This is a genomic window from Nonomuraea rosea, from assembly GCF_039539705.1.
In the GTDB taxonomy this organism is placed as follows: domain Bacteria; phylum Actinomycetota; class Actinomycetes; order Streptosporangiales; family Streptosporangiaceae; genus Nonomuraea; species Nonomuraea rosea.
Map to the genome: position 1 here is coordinate 1 of NZ_BAABDQ010000004.1, position 19,832 is coordinate 19,832.

The following is a 19,832-nucleotide window of genomic DNA, read 5'->3' on the forward strand; positions in this document are numbered from 1 at the left end:
TCGGCAGCCGATCGCCCTCGCGCAGCACGCCGAGCCGTAGCGCGTGGCGTACCTGCTGGACGAGCTGCAGATACGGCGCGACACCGGACTTGCCGTCCAGATGGAACTCGATCACCGGTTCCTCCATTTATCTAGTGTCGTAGGACATTAGATCTCTGGACGTATGGTGACAGTTAAGAACGCGCGCGCTTGCGTCTCCACTATTCAGTGTTACTATGTACCAGTAGTCAGCACTGCTAAGTAGTCGAAGGGGTGTTCCGTGGGCAAGCAGGTGACGGAGATGCTCAAGGGAACGCTGGAGGGCATCGTCCTCGCAATTTTGTCCGAGCGGCCCACGTACGGCTACGAGATCACCGAGTGGCTGCGCGACCAGGGCTTCTCCGACATCGCCGGGGGCACCGTCTACGCGCTGCTGGTCAGAGTCGAGCAGCGCGGCCTCGTCGACGTGGAGAAGGTCCCGTCCGAGAAGGGGCCGCCGCGCAAGGTGTATTCCCTGAACGCACAGGGGCGGGAATACCTCGAAGAGTTCTGGAGGACCTGGAGCTTTCTCACCGAACGGCTCGAAAAGCTCCGCGAAGGAGGCAGTTAGCCGTCTAGGACCCACCCACGCCATCGATGGCGTCTCGGACGGCGAATCGTCACGGTCTCGGCGCGTCAGCGGCCGTGTCAGGACGGCGACGGCTCCGTATCAGGGCGGTCGGCGATGGTTACTCCATGAGCGGTTCACAGCCTGGCCGCTCACTCGAATTCCTGACAGTTCGAAGGAGCACACCATCATGTCCGTCACCCTCGCCCTCACCGACCAGGACAAGCTCACCCTCCGCGTCGCCGCCTGGGGCGCCGTCTCGCTGATGTCCGCCGCCGGTGCCGCCGGCTCGGCCCACAAGGTCGCCACCCAGGGCTCCATCGCTCTGACCTCCGCCACCGGCCTGGTCGGGCACGTGCTCGCCAAGGCCCCCAAGGGCGTGAAGTACGGCAAGACCGTCGCCGAGCTCGCCGACCAGGTGCTGCCCGCCCTGACCGCCGCCATGACCCTGCTCAAGCAGCAGGACCCGGCCGAGGCCGGCAACTTCCGCAGCACCGTCATCGTCGCCATCGACGCCGCCACCCAGAACCGGCCCAGCCCCACCCTGACCGAGATGGCCCGCAAGATCACCGAGGCCCTCGACGCCGCCTGATGGGATGCCGGCCTGCGCTGCTCCCGCTTGTTCCGGGATCCTCTCCTGACCCCGGCTCCTCCCCGCCCGCGAACGCACGTCGCGGCGACACCAGAGACGAGAAACCATGAAGATCCAGTCCCCATCGAAGACGCGCCCGGTCCCGCTTGGCAAGGTCCTGCGACGAGCGGCGGCCCCGGCGCTGGCGGCCGCGCTGCTGGCCGGCGTGGCCACCCCGGGGGTGGCCGCCGCGGACAGCAGGCCGGCGCCGGCGGTCACCGCCGGGCAGGATCGCCCTGAGCTGCAGGCGGCTGTCCAGGCGTTCGTCGATGCCGGTTTCGCCGGGATGCAGTTGCGCGTGAACGATCAGCGCGGCGAGTGGGTCGGCAGCGCCGGGGTGCGCAAGCTGGGCCAGGCCGCGAAGCCGCCGACGAATGGCATGTTCGGCGTGGGCAGCGTCACCAAGACGTTCACCGCGACCGTGGTGCTGCAACTGGTGGCCGAGGGCAAGATCGGGCTGGACGCCTCGGTCGCCGGCTACCTGCCCCAGCTCGGGCTGGACCAGCGGATCACCGTACGGATGCTGTTGCAGCACACCAGCGGATTGTTCAACTACACCGGCGACTTCGACCCCGACGGGACGTTCGTGCCAGGGATCCCCGCCACGGGCAACGAGTGGCTGGAGAACCGGTTCCACTCCTACCGGCCGGAAGAGCTGGTACGGCTGGCGTTGTCCAAGCCGGCCCGGTTCGAGCCGGGAACGGACCAGCTCTACACCAACACCAACTACACGCTGGCCCTGCTGCTGATCGAGAAGGTCACCGGCCGCACCTACGCCGAGGAGGTGCGGCGGCGGATCCTGGGACCGCTCGGGCTGCGGGGCACCATGGTGCCGGGCGACCGGACGCAGATCCCCGGGCCGCACGCCCACGGCTACTACCGGTATGAGGACGCCGGCCGGCAGAAGGTGGTCGACATCTCGCGTCAGAACCTCTCCCTCCTGGCCGGCGCCGGTGACATGATCTCGACCACCCAGGATCTGCACACGTTCATCTCCGCGCTGAACGGCGGCAAGCTCCTGCCGGCCCCGCTGCTGGCCGAGATGCGCAAGCCGTACGGGAAGTACAACTACGGCTTCGGGCTGTTCGTGCAGGACCTGGGCCCGGGCTGCGGCACCGTCTACCAGCACAACGGCAGCCCCCCGCACGGCTACGGGGCGCTGATGTACAGCTCGCCCGACGGCAGCAAGACCCTGACCGCCTCGGTGACCTATGTGGACGACGCCGCAAGGTCCCTTTCGACGAAGTTTCCGGCGGTCCTGGACAAGCTCGTCAAGGAGGTGTTCTGCGACGGGCAGGCAGGGGCGGCCCAGTAGGCGACGGCCAGGACCAGCGGCAGGCTCGCGATCAGGGCGGCGCGACCTCGGCCGCCGCCTCGACGGCGAGCTCGATGGCTCTGGTGGCGAGGGGCGAGTGGGTACGTCCGGCCCGCCAGTGCAGGTAGATCTCCCGTGGCGGCAGGGACGGCCGCAGCTCGTGGACGCGGAGCCGATCATCGGACGGGACGCCGGCACCCCGGATGGCCAGCCAAGGCAGCACCGCCGATCCCAGCCCGGCTCGCACCATCGACAACAGGGTGTCGTTGACCGCGCTGCGGAACACGACCTGCGGACGTGCGCCGCCGCCGGCGAGGGCCTGCTCCATCACAGGCTGGTCGCAGGTCAGCGGCCAGGCCACCATCGGCGCCCCGTCCAGCAGCTCCAGCGGGACCGGGCCGGCCGGGAAGGCGCCGGCGCCGGCCACCAGCAGGTACGGATCGTCGAGCAGCTTCACGTGCTCGACATCGCCGTCGATGCGGCCGTCGTAGAACAGCAGATCAAGGTCACCGATCTGCGGCTGCTCCGGCTCCTCCTCCGACAACCTGATGTCGCAGTCAGGATGCTCGTCGCGCAACCGACGTACGACCGACGGCAGGATCACGTTCGACACGCTCTGAAACGTGCCGATGTCGATCCGGCCGTCTCCCGCCTTGAACCGGTCCACGGCGTGGGCCAGCGCCTCCGCCTTCGCCAGCAGCTCGCGACCGTGGCCGAGGACCACGGAGCCGAGCGGGGTGAGCCGCACCGGCTTGGGGCCGCCCGGCCGGTCGAACACCAGACCGCCGACGGCCCTCTCCAGCGCCGCGATCTGCTGGCTCACCGTCGACTGGGTGTACCCGAGACGGGCGGCCGCCGCACCGAACGAGCGCTCCTCGACGATGGCCGCCATCGCCGCCAGGTGACGCAGCTCGATGTCAGTCACGAACGCCAGCATAAAACCCATCGCTGCAAGCGATCAACTTGATCGAAAATCATCGCTTTTCACGATGAATACCCAAGCCTAAAGTCCCAGACATGAACACTCATCGCTCCAACGGCGAGCACCTCCTGTCGATCAACGGCGTCGAGCTGTGTGCCGAGACCTTCGGAGACCGCGCGAACCCGGCGATCATGCTGGTCGCCGGTGGATCCGCCTCGATGCTGTGGTGGGACGCCCGGCTGTGCGAAAGGCTCGCGGCCCATGATCGGTACGTCGTCCGCTACGACCATCGGGACACCGGCCGATCGACCTGCTACCCGCCCGGACAACCGGCGTACTCCTTCACCGACCTGACCCTGGACGTCCTCGGCATCCAGGACGCCTTGGGCATCGAGCGCGCCCACGTGGTCTGCCAGTCGATGTTCGGCGGGGCCGGACTCCTCCTCGGCGTGGACCATCCCGAGCGGCTCGCGTCGCTGACGTTCGTTTCGAGCACGACCGGCGCCGACACCCTGCCGCCCCCGTCGGGCGACCTGACCATGCCGGCCGAGCCGGACACCTCCGACGCGGCCGCGGTCGCCGCGTACGTGGTCGCCGGCGCGAGAGCGCTCGCCGGTGACTCGCCGTACTTCGACGAGGCCGCGACCCGGGCGCTGGCCGAACGTGATGTGGCGCGCGCCAGGAGCTACGCGTCGACCCTGGTCAACCACTACGCCATCGAGTCCGATAAGCCGGCCCGAGGCGGATTCGGCGACATCGCGGCGCCGACGCTCGTGGTCCACGGCGACCACGACCCGTTCCTGCCGCTGCCGCACGGCGAGGCGCTGCGCGACGCCATCCCGGGCGCGGAGCTGCTGGTCCTGAAGGGGGCCGGACACGACCTGCCGGAGCCGGTGTGGGATGACCTCGTCTCGGCCCTGGTACGACACACGCGAGAGGACCGCTCATGAACCGGCTGCGTTCGGCGCTCTGGCTGCCGCTCTTCGACGACCTCGCCGACCCGCGGACGGTCGCGCGCCTCGCCGCCGACGCCGAGGAAGCCGGATGGGACGGCTGCTTCGTCTGGGATCAGCTGTGCTGGCGGGCGCCGGTCCAGCAGGTCGCCGACCCGTGGATCGCGCTGGCGGCGATCGCGACCACGACCGAGCGGCTACGACTCGGGCCGATGGTGTCGCCGCTCCCCCGCCGGCGGCCGGCCAAGGTCGCGCGGGAGACCGCGACGCTGGATCGGCTCAGCAACGGCCGCCTCACCCTCGGCGTCGGCCTCGGAAGCGACCGGTTCTGCGGCGAGCTGTCCAAGACCGGCGAGCAGCTCGACGACCGGCGGCGCGGGCAGATGCTCGACGAGTCCTTGGCGATCCTGACCGCCGCCTGGTCCGGCGAGCCGGTGCGCCATCGCGGCGAGCACTACACCGTGGACGGCCTCGTGTTCCTGCCGCGCCCGGTGCAGCGGCCCGGCGTGCCGGTGTGGGCCGCCGGGTTCCCCGGCAACGTCAAACCGATCCGCCGGGCCGCCCGGCTCGACGGCTTCTTCCCGGTCAACCTTGAGCATCCGGACCAGCTCGCCGAGGTCGTCGGTGCCCTCACCGAGCTGCGCGATGGCGAGATGTCCCGCTACGACATCGCCGTCAGCCTGCCGCTCGGCGCCGACCCCGCGCCGTACGCGAAGGCCGGCGCGACGTGGTGGCTGCCGGAATTCGACCCGGGGGTACGGCTCGACGTCGTACGCGGCGTACTCCGCGACGGCCCAGCGGCGTAAGGCCAGGACATCCGCCGGCGTAAGGCCAGGGCACCCGCCGGCATGAGACCAGGGCACCCGGCTCAGAGCCAGTCGGCGTCGCGGGAGATGCGGATCGCGTCGGTGAGGGTCTGCGCCGGGGCGTCCTTGACGATGAACCGCTCGACCTCGGCGACGACCTCCATGTCCGCTTCGAGCGACAGCAGCGCGACGAGGGCCGAGCGGATCAGGTGCATGTCCTCGGCGATCAGTACCCGGATCACGCGACTTCTCCGGGAACCTCGACCGACAGCCGGAACCGACCGTCGTGGACGGCGGCGGCCGACGAGCCGGACGCCGCGCGGGCCCGCTCGGCCACCCCGGCGAGCCCCGACCCCGGCGCGGCGACGCTCCGCACGCCGTCGTTGACGATCTCCAGCCGTACCGTCCCGCCGTCGTGGGAGACGGCGATGTCGCAGGTCCTGGCCTCGCTGTGGCGCAGCAGGTTGGTGGTGCCCTCGCGGATGGCCCACGCCAGTGCGTTGTGCGCGGGCCCGGACAGCGGTGGCAGACCGGCCACGTCGAGCCGGGTCTCGACCCCGGCGGCGGCGAGCAGGGCCGCGGCCCCGTCGATCTCGGTGCGCAGCGACACGGCCAGCTCGTCGCGAGTGATCGCGCGTACGTCCCTGAGCGCGTCGCGAGCCACGCCGGTGAGGCTCTCGATCTCGGCGCGGGCCGCGCCGGTGTCCTTGGCGAGCAGCCGCAGCGCCAGGTCGCCCTTGAGCGAGATCGCCGACAGGCTCTGGCCGAGCAGGTCATGCAGGTCGCGCGAGACCCGGATCCGTTCCTCGCCGACCGCGGTGGCGGCCAGCTCGGCCTGGGTGGCATCCAGCTCGTTCAGCAGCAGGACCAGCCGGGCCCCTGCGATCAGGGCGCCGGCGAACACCATCATGCCGAGCAAGGGGTACATGCTCAGGAGCAGGGCTTGCGGGGCCGTCTGGGTCCCGTTGCGCAACATGTCCGACAGCTCCAGCAGCGGAGCGTGCACGACCTGCGCGGCGGCCGCCACCGGCATCGCCGGGCCGCGCAGCAACATGACGATCGATGCCAGGGCGAAGATGCTCAGGGCCTCCCATTGCGAGCCCAGCCACCACAGGGGCACGTTCGCGAGCAGCAGGAGCGCCGCCAGACTCCACGGCCAGCCCGCAGGACGCTCACCCCTGGACGCGGCCAGGCTGTGGCGGAGCTGCAACGCGAGACCCAAGGCGGCCCCGAGGGTGGCGAAGACCGGGTCGCCGGCCGTGCCTTCCATGCCGATGGCGGTGTAGACCGGCACCTGCAGAGCCAGCGGGAGGTGCAGCGCGGTGAACGGCCGGTGCGGATGACGCAGCACCCACGGCGGCGGGATCTGCAAGGTCATGCCGGCACCTCGATCGTCTCGGTCGCGTCGTCGGCACGGACCTCCAGCAGCACCCGGCCGTTCACGACGGTCACGGCGATCGTGCACGCGCCTACCCCGTCGGCCCGCAGCAGGCGCGTGACCGCGGCGCGCAAGGCGTCCCTGGACCGCTGCGGGATCGTCTCGGGAACGCCCAGCCGGGGCAGCTCCAGTCGGGTATCGACGCCCGCCGCGGACAGCAGGGTGGCGGCCGTCTCCAGCTCGGCGCGCAGCGACGGCTGCCGATAGCCGCGCACCCGCCGCCTGGCCTCGGCCAGCGTGCTCCTGGAGTCGTCGGCGAGCCCACTCAGCTCCTCGGCCAGCGTGCGCCCGGAGCCGCCGAGCCCGCTCAGCCCGTCCGCCGGCGTGCGTGCGGAGTTCTTGGCAACCCCGCTCAGCCCGTCCACCAGCGTGCGCCCGGAGTCGCCGAGCCCGCTCAGCCCGCCTGCCGACGTACGCCCGGAGTCGGCCGGCTCCGCGGGGACGTCTCGTGCCAGCCGCGCCGTGACGCGCTCGCCGCGGGCCGCGATCGACTCCAGCGCGCGACCGAGGGTGTGACGCAGGTCGTCGTCGATGCGGCGCCGCTCCTGCGCGACCGCCTGCTGGGCCAGCGCCTCCCTGGCCGCCTGCAGCCGGGTCAGCGCCGCGGCCAGCCAGACGAGCAGCAGCAGCGCCCCGCCCCCGCACATCACCGAGAACCCCAGCCACGGCGCCGACTGCCACGGCAGCTCCAGCATGAGGGCCACCGGAGCGGCCACGGCCGCCAGCGTCACGAACACGAGGTACGACCACGGCGCGGGCAGCACCAGCATGGCCGACACCGCCAGGCCCGCGTAGGCCCGCGGCCACATGTTCCCGGCCAGGGGCGTGACGGCGACGATGATGACGGCCATCGACATGAACGTCCATCGGGCGGCGGGCGGGCGGGCGGCGTGCGCGGCGTACCAGATGTGGCGCAGGTGCAGCGGGAGGTAGGCGGCGGTCGCGGCGATGCTCCACAGCCCGGTGCCGGTGTCGTTGCCCGCATAGCTGAACGCCAGCACCACCTGCAGCACCGGCAGCAGGGCGCTGCAGGCGACCGCGACGACCGGCGCCAGCCGGACGACACGGTCCGACCGCCAGAACTCCGCCACTGTCACCACCGCCTGTCCACGTGCCCCGGCTGACCAGAGTAGGCGGCGTGGCGGGGACACGGCACCGACCGGCAGCCTGGGCCTGACCGGGGCCAGCGGCAGGGTCATGGGCTCTCGCTTCCTGCCGGGGTTCAGGCTTGCCCGAGGGGACGGTGAGAGTGCTCAGCCTGTACTCGGAGCTCGCCGGCGAACAGATGTAAATGTCATCAGGCGGCTCGTGAATTGCGTGCCCGGCTCGTTCGGTCAGGTCCCGCCGAGCTCGGCCAGCACGTCCGCGAGATCGGTCAGGTAGCGACCGGGCGAGGCCGCGGCCAGGCGCCGGTAGACGGCGACCGCTTCCCGCTCGGCGCTCAGGGCGTCGGCCGGCCGGTCCAGCTCCGCCAGGGTCGTCCCAAGGTTGATGAGGGCGTCGGCGAGGTCGGCCAGGTAACGGTCGGCGGAGGTCGCGGCGAGGCGCCGGTAGAGGGAGACCGCTTCCCGCTCGGCGTTCAACGCCTCGCCATGCCGGTCGAGCTCGGAGAGGGTCACGCCGAGACTGGCCAGGCAGGTGGCGACCTCGGGCAGGTAGAGCTCGGGGGAGACCGCGGCGAGCCGCCGGTAGATGGCGATGGCCGCTCGCTCGGCGCTCAGGGCGTCGGCCGCGCGCTCCCACTCCCCGAGATGCACCCGTTCCATGAGTAACCGAGCCCGCCTGCTCGCGTCGTCCTCGTCCGGAACTCTCACCACGGCTCAGCTCTCCATCGGCATCAGGCAGCAACCACCGCATTTCCTGAAAAGGCGCGGCGAGTACGGCTCGGATGCCGACCGTAAGGCGGGCGGGTTGAAGCTCGGTTGAGGATCCGTTGAGCCGCGGGGATCCGGCGGCTCGTCACCCGGTCACGAGGCGAGCGACTGGAGGAGAGCACGGACGAAGGACGCCGCGGCCGCGTCGTCGTCTCGCTCGGCGGGCGGCGACATATGGCCCAGGAACGCGTACTGGAAGCAGGCGCCGAGGAGCAGTCCGGCGGCGGCGGTGACGTCGGCTTCGGGCCGCAGTCGTCCAAGCTTCTGCTCAGCGCGCAGGTACGCGGCGACGGCCTCGTTGGCCTTGTGCGGGCCGGTGCCCTGGTGCAGCAGTTCTTCCTTGTGCACCGCGAGGGTGGCCGGGTCGGCGAACATCGAGGCGAACATCGGAAAGCCCTTGCTGTAGAGGGCGATCGCGGCCCGTGCCACGCCTGCGAGGTTGTCCGCGACCGTTCCGGTGCCCGCCCTGGCGTTCAGCGCCTGCGCCAGCGGCGTGAAGCCGGGGGAGCGTTCCCTCATCACCGCTACGAGCAGGTCGGCCTTATTGCTGAAGTGCTTGTAGAGAGCCGCCTCGGTGAACCCGGCGGCCTGCGCGATCTGGCGTGTCGTCACGTTGGCCAGGCCGCGTTCGGCCATGACCGTCGCCGCCGCGTCGAGAATCACATCCCTGGTGCCCATCGTCGCCCTTCTCCTGGATTTGACGTGGTTAGTAATCACTCACTAACCTCTTACTGAGTTAGCGAGCGTTTACTAACAGGGAGTGTAGATGAAGCTGACCATGGTCGGCGGCCGTGCGAAGAGACGGATCCTCATCGGCCTGTGCCTGCTGCTTACTGCGGCGCTCGGCCTCACCGGCGCTGTCGGTTACCGCACCTTCCTGCGCCCGGCCGACAACCCGCCGGGAGACGCCTGCACCGGCGGACCAGGGCAACGCCCCCGGGTGGTCGCCGCCGGCGCGAGCATGACGCAGGGCGCGCTCGGCGCGAACTGGGTGGCCGCGTTGCGCGCCCGGCCCGAATTGCGCCGCTATGAGGTCGTCAACGCGGGCGTCAACGGCAACACCACCGCCGACCTGCTGCAGCGCGTGGACACCGACATCGTGGCGTGCCGGCCGGCCGCGGTCACGATCCTCATCGGCACGAACGACGTCCGCAACGGCGTTCCGCTGGAGCAGTTCCGCGCCAACCTGAAGGCGATCGCCGACCGCGTCAAAGCCAGGACCAAAGCCCGGATCGTCCTGATGTCCGTGCCGCCGCTCGGCGAGGACCTGAACACCGAGATCAACCACAGGCTCAGCGCGTACAACGCCGCGACCCGGGAAACCGCCGCCCGAGCACAGGTCGACTACCTTCCCCTGTACGAACGCGTGACCGACAGCCTGAGACGGACAGGCCGCGGCACGCCGTACGACTTCAGCTTCCCCCTCGCCCTGGCCGTCGCCGCCCAGCACTACCTCCTCGGCCGCAGTTGGGACGAGATCGCCCAGGCGGGCGGACGCGAGATGCTCGTCGACCACGTTCACCTGAGCGACCGGGGCGGCGCCATCGTCACGGACCTCGTCGGCCAGTGGCTCACCGATCGACCTTGAGGGGACCGGGAAGATCGCGATCAGCGCTCGGGGAGCACGGTGCCCACTGGGTTGAGCTCGGCCTCCGTGATGCCGAAGCGCTCCCGGAGGCCGGTCATGGCCTGGTCGAGCCGCATGAGCGCCGGCCCCACCGCCTCGATTTGCTCCTCGCGCAGGCTCCCGTCGTCGACCCGGCGCAGCGCCTGGCGCTCCATGAGCTGGCGGACCAGCTCGACCACGGTCAGGACGAGGCAGACGAGGTCGTGCTCGACCTCGTCCGGGTCGGTCTCCAGGCGCCGCGTCACCGCATCTCCCTCCCCACGAAGGTGATCAGCGCGCGCAGTGACACGCGCACGAGATCCACCTCGGCGATGGAGATCACCAGATCACCGCTGAGCACGACGCCGCCCGCGAGCAACCGGTCCAGCAGATCGACCAGGGCGATCTGCCGCCGCGCCGCCGCAAATACGCGGTGCCCGGCCGGGCCTCGTCCGGCGCGTCCCGCGGCGAATCATCCGGTACGGCGTCCCGTACATCTTGATCCCCCATTCCGTACGGCCCTCGACCTGCGACAGCGCCCGCCTGATCTCGTCCTGCCGCGCGTTCAGGAGGTCCGAGACCCGCTGGTCGTCGTGGAAGACGGTGGCCAGCCGTCCCGGAGCCGTCGTGCGCAGACGGGCGAGGGCGTCCACCGCGGTGTGGTGGCCCCGGGCGGTCGCCTCCAGCCACCCGAGGTCCTCGAGATTCTCGCGGAGCGCGCGCTCGCCGTACTCCGACAGCGGCACCGTGCTGACCACCGCGGCCAGCCCGTCGTGCTCGACGGTGCGCGTCCCGACACCCCGGTGATCCCATCGAACGCGGGCCGGTCGGCCGGGCCGGTCTTCCATGTCGTTTGACCTATGCGCAGCAGAAAGCCCTCCGGATGAGCGGGCCTTCCTGCGCAGGCAGCGGAAAAGCCGCCCCCGAAGCTCGGGAAGCGTCCTTTCCGCTGGTCGGAGTCATTCCTCGGCCGGCTCCGCGATCGGTGCGATCTGCAGTGGCGCAGCGGCCCCACCGGCGAGCTCACGCCCTTGGTTCAGCGTGTAGTCAAGCTGCCTGGCCAGGAGCGGGACGGTCGCCGGAGGCAGATACGCGTCGGCCCCGGCATCGAGCAGCCGCCGGACCGGGCCGTGGTACTGAACGCCGAGTTCGTGGTCCTCGATCTCGGTGATGACGACGCGAGCCTTCGGGTACATCGATCGGAGCGCTCCGATCAGCTGCGGGCTGCCTGGAGGCACCAGCAGCACATCGGTCGTCGCGGGAGCCGCGTGCATGTCGAGCACCACGTAGTCGTCCCCGAGCTGAGTGGACAGCGCGACCCGAGCCGCGGCCGACAGCTCCATCGCGGTGGCCACGACGGTCACGCCCTCGTAGTCGATCGGCGCTTGATCCTCGGCCTCATCCGGCGCTTCGCGATCGACGACGGCGCCTTGGACCACGTCAACGGTGCTGGAGATCGTCGCGATCGACGCGCCGTCCCGCGTGAGGACCACGTTCTCGCCGGGTTCGAGGGCGTCGATGAGCGCCACGACGTCGTCGGGAAGGCGGGCCACGTCGATTCGCCGCGTGGTGCGCAGGGCGCGTTTGCGGCTCACCATGCCTGGGACACGCTCACGGCTGCGCGCCTTTCGAGCAGAAGATCACATGAGTCCCTTCTTATGCTGTGATCTCGTTGGATGTCACCACACGATCATTGGTTCGAGACCGCACCGAAGTTTCGTCACTCAGCCCTCAGAGCGGCGCAAGCGAACAGGATGTGGGTGCCACCGTCCACCGAGGCCTCGGCCGCGCCGCAGACGTTCCTCGTTGAGCGCCAGCTGCACGGGGGAGAGGTCCGTGACCACGACGCTCGCCCCCAAGCCGGCCAGCTCGGCAGTGAACCGCCCGGGCCCCGCGCCCACCTCCAGAACCCGCTGCCCCGGCCGGACGAATCGGGCGAGAAAGCGACGGTGCACCTCAAGGCTGACGCGCCCCGCGACATCACCGGTGAGCCGGTCCCACTCGGCGTCCCCGAACGCGTCGAAGTATCTGCGCACCTGGTCTCGCGACTCGATCGTCATGGCGAACATGATGACAAGGAGCATGATCGCCGATCGACCGAATTTCCGGGTCAGCGCTTCGCCGTCGGTCTCACTCGCAAAATCAAAAAAGGCCACTTCCGATCTTCGGAAATGGCCTCTGAGCTGGGTGGGGCTACCAGGACTTGAACCTGGGACCTCTTCCTTATCAGGGAAGCGCTCTAACCGTCTGAGCTATAGCCCCGCGCACACCGAACCGTATCGCATCCAGAGGGATGGAGGCGAACCAGTTGTTCGGACGAGAAAAGCTTACCGCCTCCAGCGCGCTGCTCGCGCCGTACAGACCCCGTGTACGGCGCGAGCACCCGGCCTACTCGGCCTCGCTGAAGGTCACCTCGACGCCCCCGACCAGGTCGGACGCGACGTTGTAGATGACCGCCCCCAACGTGGAAAGAGCTGTGATCAGCACGACGTTCACCGCGCCGATCAGCGCGGTGTAGCCGAGGATCCGCACCGGCTCGAACCAGGAGGCGATGTTGATCGGGATCGAGCTCTGCCCCTGCTCGCCCTGGCCGAGCTGGTTGACCAGGTCCACGAGCGAGTCGAACACGCCCAGCGCGGACAGCACCCCGTACAGGACGGCCACCGCGACGAACAGCACCACGAAGCAGACGAGGGAGACCACGAAGCTGAACTTCATGGCCGACCACGGCTCGACGCGGCGCAGGACGAGGTGGGCCTTACGGGGCAGCCTGCTGCCCGCGGCGTTGGACGACTTCTTCCTGGGCAGCTCGATGGCAGGCGGCGGCGCCTCGGTGGCCAGCGACGGACGGATGCGGACCGTGTCGTTGCCCTCCACCGGAGGAGGCGGCGGCTGCTGCGACGACTGCGGGGGAGGAGCCTGCGAGGGCTCCTCCTTGCCCGGGATCACCGGTTTGCCCTGTGCGGGCGTGGTGTCCTGACCTTCGTCGATCGCATTGAAGATCTCGGTTTCAGTGGGCTTCTTCGGCTGCTGTCCGTTACCCGAAGCCGCCTTTGTCCTGGCGGTGCCACCCTGGGCGCTCATGAACTACTCTCCTCCCCCGTCTTCCTCACTCTCCACCGAAGTCTCCATCGACTCCGCGTTCCGGGCGAGGGCCACCACGCTGTCGCCTTCAGCGAGATTCATCAAACGCACTCCCATGGTCTGGCGGCCGGACTGCTTGATCTCCCCGGCACTCGTCCGGATCACCCCGCCGGCTGACGTGATCGCAAAGACCTCGTCCTCTGGGTTGACCATGACGGCTCCGACCAGCTTGCCACGAGAACTCACGATTTTCGCAGTAAGCACGCCCCTACCGCCACGTCCTTGAACTGGATACTGCTCCACTGGCGTCCGTTTTGCGTACCCAGCCTTCGTGGCAATAAGCACATCTTGACCGTCGGCGATCCGATTCATGGCGAGAAGTTCGTCACCTTCGAGGAACCTCATGCCGATGACCCCGCTCGTCGCCCGCCCCATGGGACGCAGTGCGTCGTCGGACGCGGTGAACCTGATCGACTGCGCCCCCTTGGAGACGAGCAGCAGATCGTCTTCCTCGGAGACCAGCCGGGCCCCGATGACCTCGTCATCGTCGCGCAGGTTGATCGCGATCAGACCACCCGACCTGGGGGAGTCGTACTCGGACAGGCGCGTCTTCTTGACCAGCCCGCTGCGGGTGGCGAGGACGAGGTAGGGGGCGACTTCGTAGTCGCGCAGGTCGAGAACTTCCATGACTGTTTCGTCGGGCTGCATGGCCAGAAGGTTCGCGAGGTGCATGCCGCGCGCGTCGCGCCCGGCATCGGGCAGCTCGTACGCCTTCACCCGGTAGACCCGGCCCTTGTTCGTGAAGAACAGCAGCCAGTGGTGCGTCGTGGTGACGAAGAAGTGGTCGACGATGTCGTCCTGGCGCAGCTGAGCGCCCCGCACACCCTTGCCGCCGCGCTTCTGCGCCCGGTAGAGGTCGGTACGGGTCCGCTTGGCGTAGCCGCCCCGGGTGATCGTGACGACGATCTCCTCTTCGGCGATGAGGTCCTCGATCGACATGTCGCCGTCGTAGGCGATGATCTCGGTCTTGCGCTCGTCGCCGTAGCGGCCGACGACCTCGGCCAGCTCGTCGTTGATGATCTCCCGCTGCCGGCTCTCGCTGGCCAGGATCGAGTTGTACTCGGCGATCTGCGTCATCAGCGAGTCGTGCTCGTCCTGGATCGCCTGCCGCTCCAGAGCGGCCAGCTTGCGCAGCTGCATGTCGAGGATGGCCTGAGCCTGGATCTCGTCGATCTCCAGCAGCCCCATGAGGCCCTGCTGGGCGTGCGAGGCGGACTCCGAGGCCCGGATCAAGGCGATGACCTCGTCGAGCCGCTCAAGGGCCTTCAGCAGCCCGCTCAGGATGTGAGCGCGCTCCTCGGCCTTGCGCAGCAGGTAGCGCGTCCGGCGGACGATGACCTCGACCTGGTGCGCCACGTAGTGCCGGATGAACTGGTCGAGCCGCAGCGTGCGCGGCACGCCGTCGACCAGCGCCAGCATGTTGGCGCCGAACGTGTCCTGGAGCTGGGTGTGCTTGTAGAGGTTGTTCAGGACGACCTTGGCGACCGCGTCCCGCTTGAGCACGATCACCAGGCGCTGCCCGACGCGCGAGGAGCTCTCGTCGCGTACGTCTGCGATGCCGGTGAGCTTGCCCTCACGGACCAGCTCGGCGATCTTCAGCGCCAGGTTGTCGGGGTTGACCTGGTACGGCAGCTCGGTGACGACCAGCGCCTGCCGGCCCTTCTCCTCCTCGACCTCGACCACGGCGCGCATGGTGATCGAGCCGCGCCCGGTGCGATAGGCGTCCTCGATGCCCCGGCGGCCGACGATCAGCGCCTTGGTGGGGAAGTCGGGACCCTTGACCAGCCGCATCGAGGCTTCGAGCAGATCCTCGTCGCCGGCCTCCGGGTTCTCCAGGTACCACTTGACCGCCGAGGCGACCTCGCGCAGGTTGTGCGACGGGATGTTGGTCGCCATGCCGACGGCGATGCCGCCGGAGCCGTTGACCAGCAGTTGCGGGAAGCGCGCCGGCAGGACGTCGGGCTCCTGCGACTTGCCGTCGTAGTTGGGGCGGAAGTCGACGGTCTCCTTGTCGATGTCCCGCAGCATCTCCATGGCGATGGGCGCGAGCTTGCACTCGGTGTAGCGCATCGCCGCCGCCGGGTCGTTGCCGGGCGAGCCGAAGTTGCCCTGCCCGTCGACCAGCGGGTATCGCAACGACCACGGCTGCGCCAGGCGGACCAGCGCGTCGTAGATCGAGGTGTCGCCGTGGGGGTGATAGGTGCCCATCACGTCACCGACGACGCGGGCGCACTTGAAGTAGCCGCGGTCGGGCCGGTAGCCGCCGTCGTACATCGCGTAGAGCACCCGCCGGTGCACCGGCTTGAGACCGTCGCGCACGTCGGGCAGCGCCCTGGACACGATGACGGACATCGCGTAGTCCATGTAACTGCGCTGCATCTCGGACTGGATGTCCACGGGCTCGATGCGTTCAGCCGGGGGAGTGGTGTTCACGTCCGTCACAGGTTGAGGTCCTTCTTCGTGTTGCGGTGAGCCAGGTCGGGCGGCTCACCACAGGTGTCTGCACCTACGGCTGGCCGCTTATACGTCGAGGAAGCGCACATCACGCGCATTGCGGATGATGAAGTCGCGCCGAGCCTCCACGTCCTCGCCCATGAGCACGCTGAACAGGTCGTCGGCCTGCGCCGCGTCGTCGAGCGTGACCTGGCGCAGCAGCCGGGTCTCCGGGTTCATCGTGGTCTCCCAGAGCTGGCTGGCGTTCATCTCGCCCAGACCCTTGAAGCGCTGTACGTTGTCGCGCGGGCGCGGGTCGGGCTTGCCGTTGGCCATGCCGTCGGCGATGACCGCGTCGCGCTCGGGGTCGGAGTAGGCGTAGGAGGCGTCCTCGCCCTTGCGGTCCCACTTGATCTTGTACAGCGGCGGGCACGACAGGTAGACGTGACCGGCCTCGATCAGCGGCCGCATGAACCTGAACAGCAGCGTCAGCAGCAGGGTGTTGATGTGCTGGCCGTCGACGTCGGCGTCGGCCATCAGGATCACCTTGTGGTAGCGCAGCCTGGCGATGTCGAACTCGTCGTGCACGCCCGTGCCCAGAGCGGTGATCAGCGCCTGGACCTCGTTGTTCTTGAGGACCTTGTCGATCCGCGCCTTCTCCACGTTGAGGATCTTGCCGCGGATGGGCAGGATCGCCTGGAGGCGTGAGTCGCGGCCGCCCTTCGCCGAGCCGCCGGCCGAGTCGCCCTCGACGATGAACAGCTCGCACTTCTCCGGGTCGTTCCACTGGCAGTCGGCCAGCTTGCCGGGAAGCCCGCTGCCGGACTCCAGCAGCGACTTGCGCCTGGTCAGGTCGCGGGCCTGACGGGCGGCGAGGCGGGCGCGCGAGGCCTGCAACGACTTGTAGATGACGTCCTTGGCCTCGCCTGGGTTGCGCTCGAGCCAGTCGCGCAGGTGGTCGTTGCAGGCCTTCTGCACGAACGACTTGGCCTCGGTGTTGCCCAGCTTGGTCTTGGTCTGGCCCTCGAACTGCGGGTCGGACAGCTTGACCGAGATGATCGCGGTCAGGCCCTCGCGGACGTCCTCGCCCGACAGGTTGTCGTCCTTGCCCTCCTTGAGGAATTTCTGCTCGCGCGCGTAGCGGTTGACGATGGACGTCAGCGCCGCGCGGAAGCCCTCCTCGTGAGTGCCGCCCTCGGCCGTGTTGATCGTGTTGGCGAAGGTGTAGACGGACTCCGAGTAGGAGTTGTTCCACTGCATGGCGATCTCGACCGCGATGCCGTCGCCCTCTTCCTCGAAGGCGATGATCGACGCGTGCGCCGGCTCCTTCTTGACGTTGAGGTGGTGCACGAAGTCGGCCAGGCCGCCCTCGTAGCAGTAGGTGACGGTGTGCGCCTCGCCGTTGACGTGGTCGGGGCGCTCGTCGGTCAGCGTGATCGTCAGGCCCTTGTTGAGGAAGGCCATCTCCTGGAAGCGACGCGAGAGCGTCTCGTAGTTCCAGGTGGTGGTCTCGAAGACCTCGGGGTCCGGCCAGAACGTGATCGTGGTGCCGGACTCGGGGGTCTCCTCGCCCTGGGCCAGCGGGGCCACCGGCTTGGAGTGCTCGTAGCGCTGGTGCCAGTAGTGGCCGTTCTGCTTGACCTCGACGTCCATGGCGGTCGACAGCGCGTTGACGACGGCGGAGCCGACGCCGTGCAGGCCGCCGGAGACCGCGTAGGACTGGCTGTCGAACTTGCCGCCCGCGTGCAGCGTGGTCAGCACGACCTCGACCGCCGAGCGCTTCTCCACCGGGTGGATGCCCGTGGGGATGCCGCGGCCGTCGTCGATCACGCGGACGCCGTTGTCGGCCATGAGCGTGATGTCGATCATGGTGGCGTGACCGGCCAAGGCCTCGTCCACCGCGTTGTCCACAATCTCGTAGACGAGGTGGTGCAGGCCGCGTTCACCGGTCGAACCGATATACATACCCGGGCGCTTGCGAACCGCCTCAAGCCCTTCGAGTACGGTGATTGAGCTAGCGTCGTAGGACAACTGCGAAATCCTCCTGCCGCGGACACGCGGCGGGGGAGGCCGTCGATTGCAAAGCTGCCCCTACCGTGCCCGTCACCGTCGTGAGTGCCCCGATGCGCGATCACCCGGGGGAGTCGGCTTGCAGCCGGGGTGACACGCAAGCGGACGTGTCCGGAATCCTTTTTCATTCTACCGCTTCCGGAGGCCCAAGGTGGCAACGAACGCGCCTGTGATGCCCTCTAGCTCGTTTTGCCCCCCGGCAAGCATCCCCCCTCCGGAAAGGGGGCTTATCGCGTCTGCGGCAATCTGATCGCTCTTTGCGCCCAACAGCGGCGGTGCAAGCGCCTACTGCGGACAGGTACTGACGGCTATCCGTAAGTGTCGCCGGGCCCCCGGCTTCCGGTCACCCGCAAACCCCCCGAAGGCCTCGGCGCGTTCTGCGGCCCTCTGACCTTGACCTTCGTGACGGTGCCGTCGCCGAGCTCCTCGTTGAGCCTGCGTACGAGGGTGCGCGCGAGCAGCCGCACCTGCGTCGCCCAGGCCGTCGAGTCGGCCGCGATCAACACCTCTCCATCCTCGAACGACTCGGGTTTGGTGTGCGCGGCCAGGTCAGGACCCACGATGTCGATCCAGCGCCCGAACACCCCGCCCACGGCCGCAGAACGCTCCCAGCCCCGGTCGGCCAGCAGATCCGCGATCGCCCGTCCGAAAACCTGTGGATCGCCGGGATCCCGGCGCGGCCCCGCGGCCTTGCGCCTGGGCTCGCGCCGGGGGAGCTGACCGCGCTTGGCGGCGTCGGCCTTGGCCTGGGCGAGCTTCTCCCTGGCCATGGCCGCCCCTCTGGCCGTGGGATTGTCGTCAACGGACACGGGTCGCGCTCCCCTCTGCGACGTCGAATCTGGCGCCGGCCAGCTCGCTGGGCACGTCGTCCGGCACCGCCGCGGTGATGAGCACCTGCTCGGCGGGTGCCACGATCTCGGCGAGCCGGCGTCTGCGCTGGGTGTCGAGCTCGGCGAACACGTCGTCGAGGATCAGCACGGGATCGCCGCCGTCGGCACGCAGCAGGTCGTAGGCGGCCAGCCGCAGCGCCAGCGCGAACGACCAGGACTCGCCATGGCTGGCGTAACCTCTGGCGGGCAGATCGCCGAGGCCGAGTATCAGGTCGTCGCGGTGTGGCCCGACGAGCGTGACGCCCCGTTCGAGCTCGGCCTGACGGACCTCCAATAGCCGCTCCCGCAGACGTTCCTCAAGGGTTTTCCCCAAGTCTGTGGATAACGTCTGTGTATCAAAAGATCCCCGCTCACCGGCGGCTTCGTCCTCCGGACCATCCCCACCTGCACCCTCGCCTGTGGACAACGTGCTGCGGTAGGCCAGGGTCGCGGCGGCGCTCGTGGGGGCCAGCGCGGCGTACGCTCCGGCCACCAGCGGACGCAGCGCGTCGATCAGCTCCAGCCGCGCCCGCAACAGCTCCGCGCCGTGCCTGGCGAGGTGGGCGTCCCACACCTCCAGGGTGCTCAGCACGTCGCCCGCGCCCGCCGCGGCGAACGCGGTGTCGCGCTCGGCCCGTTTGCTGCTCCTGGCGCCTCTGCGGGCCTGCGCGGCCGTGCGCAGCAGGGCGCCACGCTGCTTCAGCACGCGGTCGTAGTCGGCGCGGACACCGGCGAACCTGGGCGCCCTGGCCACCAGCAGATCGTCGAGGAAGCGGCGGCGCTCGGCCGGGTCGCCCTTGGCGAGTGACAGGTCCTCAGGGGCGAACAACACCGTGCGCAGCAGGCCGATGACGTCGCGCGGCCTGGAGACGGGGGAGCGGTTGAGCCGCGCGCGATTGGCCCGGCCCGGGTTGATCTCCAGCTCGACCAGCGCCCGCCGGTCGTCCCTGTGGACGGCGCAGCGCACGATCGCCCGGGCGGCGCCCTGCCGCACGAGCGGCGCGTCGCTCGCCACCCGGTGGCTGGAGTGCGTCGCGACGTAGCCGAGGGCCTCGACCAGGTTGGTCTTGCCCTGGCCGTTGGGCCCCACGAACGCCGTGACGCCCGGCTCTAGGCCGAGCTCCACGGACTCGTAGGACCTGAAGTCGGTCAGCGAGAGGTGGGCGACATGCACCCCACGAGGTT

At 69.4% G+C, this 19,832-nt stretch carries 22 protein-coding genes and 1 tRNA gene; 6 read left to right on the forward strand and 17 right to left on the reverse strand.

The features are described 5' to 3' along the window. Positions 1-259 precede the first annotated feature (259 nt). The 3 genes from ABEA43_RS10935 to ABEA43_RS10945 all read left to right on the forward strand — a co-directional run bounded on the left by ABEA43_RS10935 (position 260) and on the right by ABEA43_RS10945 (position 2,532). Positions 260-589, forward strand: a complete 330-nt coding sequence (locus ABEA43_RS10935) for a PadR family transcriptional regulator (RefSeq protein WP_345560823.1) — start codon at positions 260-262, stop codon at positions 587-589. A gap of 187 nt (positions 590-776) precedes the next feature. After that, positions 777-1,178, forward strand: a complete 402-nt coding sequence (locus ABEA43_RS10940; RefSeq protein WP_345560825.1) for a hypothetical protein — start codon at positions 777-779, stop codon at positions 1,176-1,178. A 106-nt stretch (positions 1,179-1,284) separates the two neighbouring features. Then, on the forward strand, positions 1,285-2,532 hold the full coding sequence (locus tag ABEA43_RS10945; protein WP_345560826.1) for a serine hydrolase domain-containing protein: 1,248 nt from the start codon (positions 1,285-1,287) through the stop codon (positions 2,530-2,532). Between the two features lie 31 nt (positions 2,533-2,563). Here ABEA43_RS10945 and ABEA43_RS10950 read toward each other — a convergent pair whose 3' ends face one another. Continuing rightward, entirely contained in the window at positions 2,564-3,457 is an 894-nt protein-coding gene (locus ABEA43_RS10950; RefSeq protein ID WP_345560827.1) for a LysR family transcriptional regulator, read from the reverse strand. A gap of 92 nt (positions 3,458-3,549) precedes the next feature. Here ABEA43_RS10950 and ABEA43_RS10955 point away from each other — a divergent pair, with 92 nt between their 5' ends. Both ABEA43_RS10955 and ABEA43_RS10960 read left to right on the forward strand, forming a co-directional pair. Then, positions 3,550-4,404, forward strand: coding sequence for an alpha/beta fold hydrolase (locus tag ABEA43_RS10955; protein WP_345560829.1), 855 nt, complete (start codon positions 3,550-3,552; stop codon positions 4,402-4,404). Further along, a complete protein-coding gene (locus tag ABEA43_RS10960; protein WP_345560830.1) occupies positions 4,401-5,213 on the forward strand; it encodes an LLM class flavin-dependent oxidoreductase in 813 nt (270 codons plus the stop codon). Before ABEA43_RS10955 ends, ABEA43_RS10960 begins: the two co-directional genes overlap by 4 nt. Before the next feature lie 62 nt (positions 5,214-5,275). Here the strand turns inward: ABEA43_RS10960 and ABEA43_RS68150 are convergent, their stop codons facing one another. The 5 genes from ABEA43_RS68150 to ABEA43_RS10985 all read right to left on the reverse strand — a co-directional run bounded on the left by ABEA43_RS68150 (position 5,276) and on the right by ABEA43_RS10985 (position 9,203). Then, entirely contained in the window at positions 5,276-5,455 is a 180-nt protein-coding gene (locus ABEA43_RS68150; protein WP_425570227.1) for a response regulator, read from the reverse strand. Next, positions 5,452-6,591 carry a sensor histidine kinase gene (locus ABEA43_RS10970; RefSeq protein ID WP_345560831.1) on the reverse strand — a complete coding sequence of 380 codons (1,140 nt, stop codon included), beginning with the start codon at positions 6,589-6,591 and terminating at the stop codon, positions 5,452-5,454. The genes ABEA43_RS68150 and ABEA43_RS10970 overlap by 4 nt, the downstream gene beginning before the upstream one ends. Next, on the reverse strand, positions 6,588-7,751 hold the full coding sequence (locus ABEA43_RS10975) for a sensor histidine kinase (RefSeq protein WP_345560832.1): 1,164 nt from the start codon (positions 7,749-7,751) through the stop codon (positions 6,588-6,590). The genes ABEA43_RS10970 and ABEA43_RS10975 overlap by 4 nt, the downstream gene beginning before the upstream one ends. Positions 7,752-7,985: 234 nt before the next feature. Next, the gene (locus ABEA43_RS10980) at positions 7,986-8,468 is read right to left on the reverse strand and encodes a tetratricopeptide repeat protein (RefSeq protein WP_345560833.1); all 483 of its coding nucleotides are present in this window, start codon (positions 8,466-8,468) and stop codon (positions 7,986-7,988) included. Between the two features lie 150 nt (positions 8,469-8,618). Further along, positions 8,619-9,203, reverse strand: a complete 585-nt coding sequence (locus tag ABEA43_RS10985; RefSeq protein WP_345560834.1) for a TetR/AcrR family transcriptional regulator — start codon at positions 9,201-9,203, stop codon at positions 8,619-8,621. An 88-nt stretch (positions 9,204-9,291) separates the two neighbouring features. Here ABEA43_RS10985 and ABEA43_RS10990 point away from each other — a divergent pair, with 88 nt between their 5' ends. Beyond that, positions 9,292-10,113 (forward strand): SGNH/GDSL hydrolase family protein, encoded by an 822-nt coding sequence (locus ABEA43_RS10990; protein ID WP_345560835.1) that lies wholly within the window; start codon positions 9,292-9,294, stop codon positions 10,111-10,113. A gap of 20 nt (positions 10,114-10,133) precedes the next feature. Here the strand turns inward: ABEA43_RS10990 and ABEA43_RS10995 are convergent, their stop codons facing one another. The 11 genes from ABEA43_RS10995 to recF all read right to left on the reverse strand — a co-directional run bounded on the left by ABEA43_RS10995 (position 10,134) and on the right by recF (position 19,821). Then, positions 10,134-10,397 carry a gas vesicle protein K gene (locus ABEA43_RS10995; protein WP_345560837.1) on the reverse strand — a complete coding sequence of 88 codons (264 nt, stop codon included), beginning with the start codon at positions 10,395-10,397 and terminating at the stop codon, positions 10,134-10,136. Beyond that, a complete protein-coding gene (gene gvpJ, locus ABEA43_RS11000; protein ID WP_345560839.1) occupies positions 10,394-10,492 on the reverse strand; it encodes a gas vesicle protein GvpJ in 99 nt (32 codons plus the stop codon). Before gvpJ ends, ABEA43_RS10995 begins: the two co-directional genes overlap by 4 nt. Beyond that, positions 10,479-10,979, reverse strand: coding sequence for a GvpL/GvpF family gas vesicle protein (locus ABEA43_RS11005; protein ID WP_345560840.1), 501 nt, complete (start codon positions 10,977-10,979; stop codon positions 10,479-10,481). Before ABEA43_RS11005 ends, gvpJ begins: the two co-directional genes overlap by 14 nt. Positions 10,980-11,090: 111 nt before the next feature. Further along, positions 11,091-11,729, reverse strand: a complete 639-nt coding sequence (locus ABEA43_RS11010) for a hypothetical protein (RefSeq protein ID WP_345560841.1) — start codon at positions 11,727-11,729, stop codon at positions 11,091-11,093. A gap of 126 nt (positions 11,730-11,855) precedes the next feature. Continuing rightward, positions 11,856-12,287 carry a class I SAM-dependent methyltransferase gene (locus ABEA43_RS11015; protein WP_345560843.1) on the reverse strand — a complete coding sequence of 144 codons (432 nt, stop codon included), beginning with the start codon at positions 12,285-12,287 and terminating at the stop codon, positions 11,856-11,858. A 32-nt stretch (positions 12,288-12,319) separates the two neighbouring features. Then, a tRNA-Ile gene (locus tag ABEA43_RS11020) sits at positions 12,320-12,393 on the reverse strand. A gap of 126 nt (positions 12,394-12,519) precedes the next feature. After that, complete coding sequence (locus tag ABEA43_RS11025; protein WP_345560845.1) at positions 12,520-13,215, reverse strand: DUF3566 domain-containing protein; 696 nt, start codon at positions 13,213-13,215, stop codon at positions 12,520-12,522. A gap of 3 nt (positions 13,216-13,218) precedes the next feature. Further along, positions 13,219-15,717: a DNA gyrase subunit A gene (gyrA, locus tag ABEA43_RS11030; protein ID WP_345560846.1), complete on the reverse strand. Its 2,499-nt coding sequence runs from the start codon at positions 15,715-15,717 to the stop codon at positions 13,219-13,221. Between the two features lie 78 nt (positions 15,718-15,795). Further along, positions 15,796-17,739 carry a DNA topoisomerase (ATP-hydrolyzing) subunit B gene (gene gyrB, locus ABEA43_RS11035; protein ID WP_345560848.1) on the reverse strand — a complete coding sequence of 648 codons (1,944 nt, stop codon included), beginning with the start codon at positions 17,737-17,739 and terminating at the stop codon, positions 15,796-15,798. Between the two features lie 347 nt (positions 17,740-18,086). Continuing rightward, entirely contained in the window at positions 18,087-18,587 is a 501-nt protein-coding gene (locus ABEA43_RS11040) for a DciA family protein (RefSeq protein ID WP_345560850.1), read from the reverse strand. Continuing rightward, complete coding sequence (recF, locus tag ABEA43_RS11045; RefSeq protein WP_345560852.1) at positions 18,577-19,821, reverse strand: DNA replication/repair protein RecF; 1,245 nt, start codon at positions 19,819-19,821, stop codon at positions 18,577-18,579. Before recF ends, ABEA43_RS11040 begins: the two co-directional genes overlap by 11 nt. Positions 19,822-19,832 lie beyond the last annotated feature (11 nt).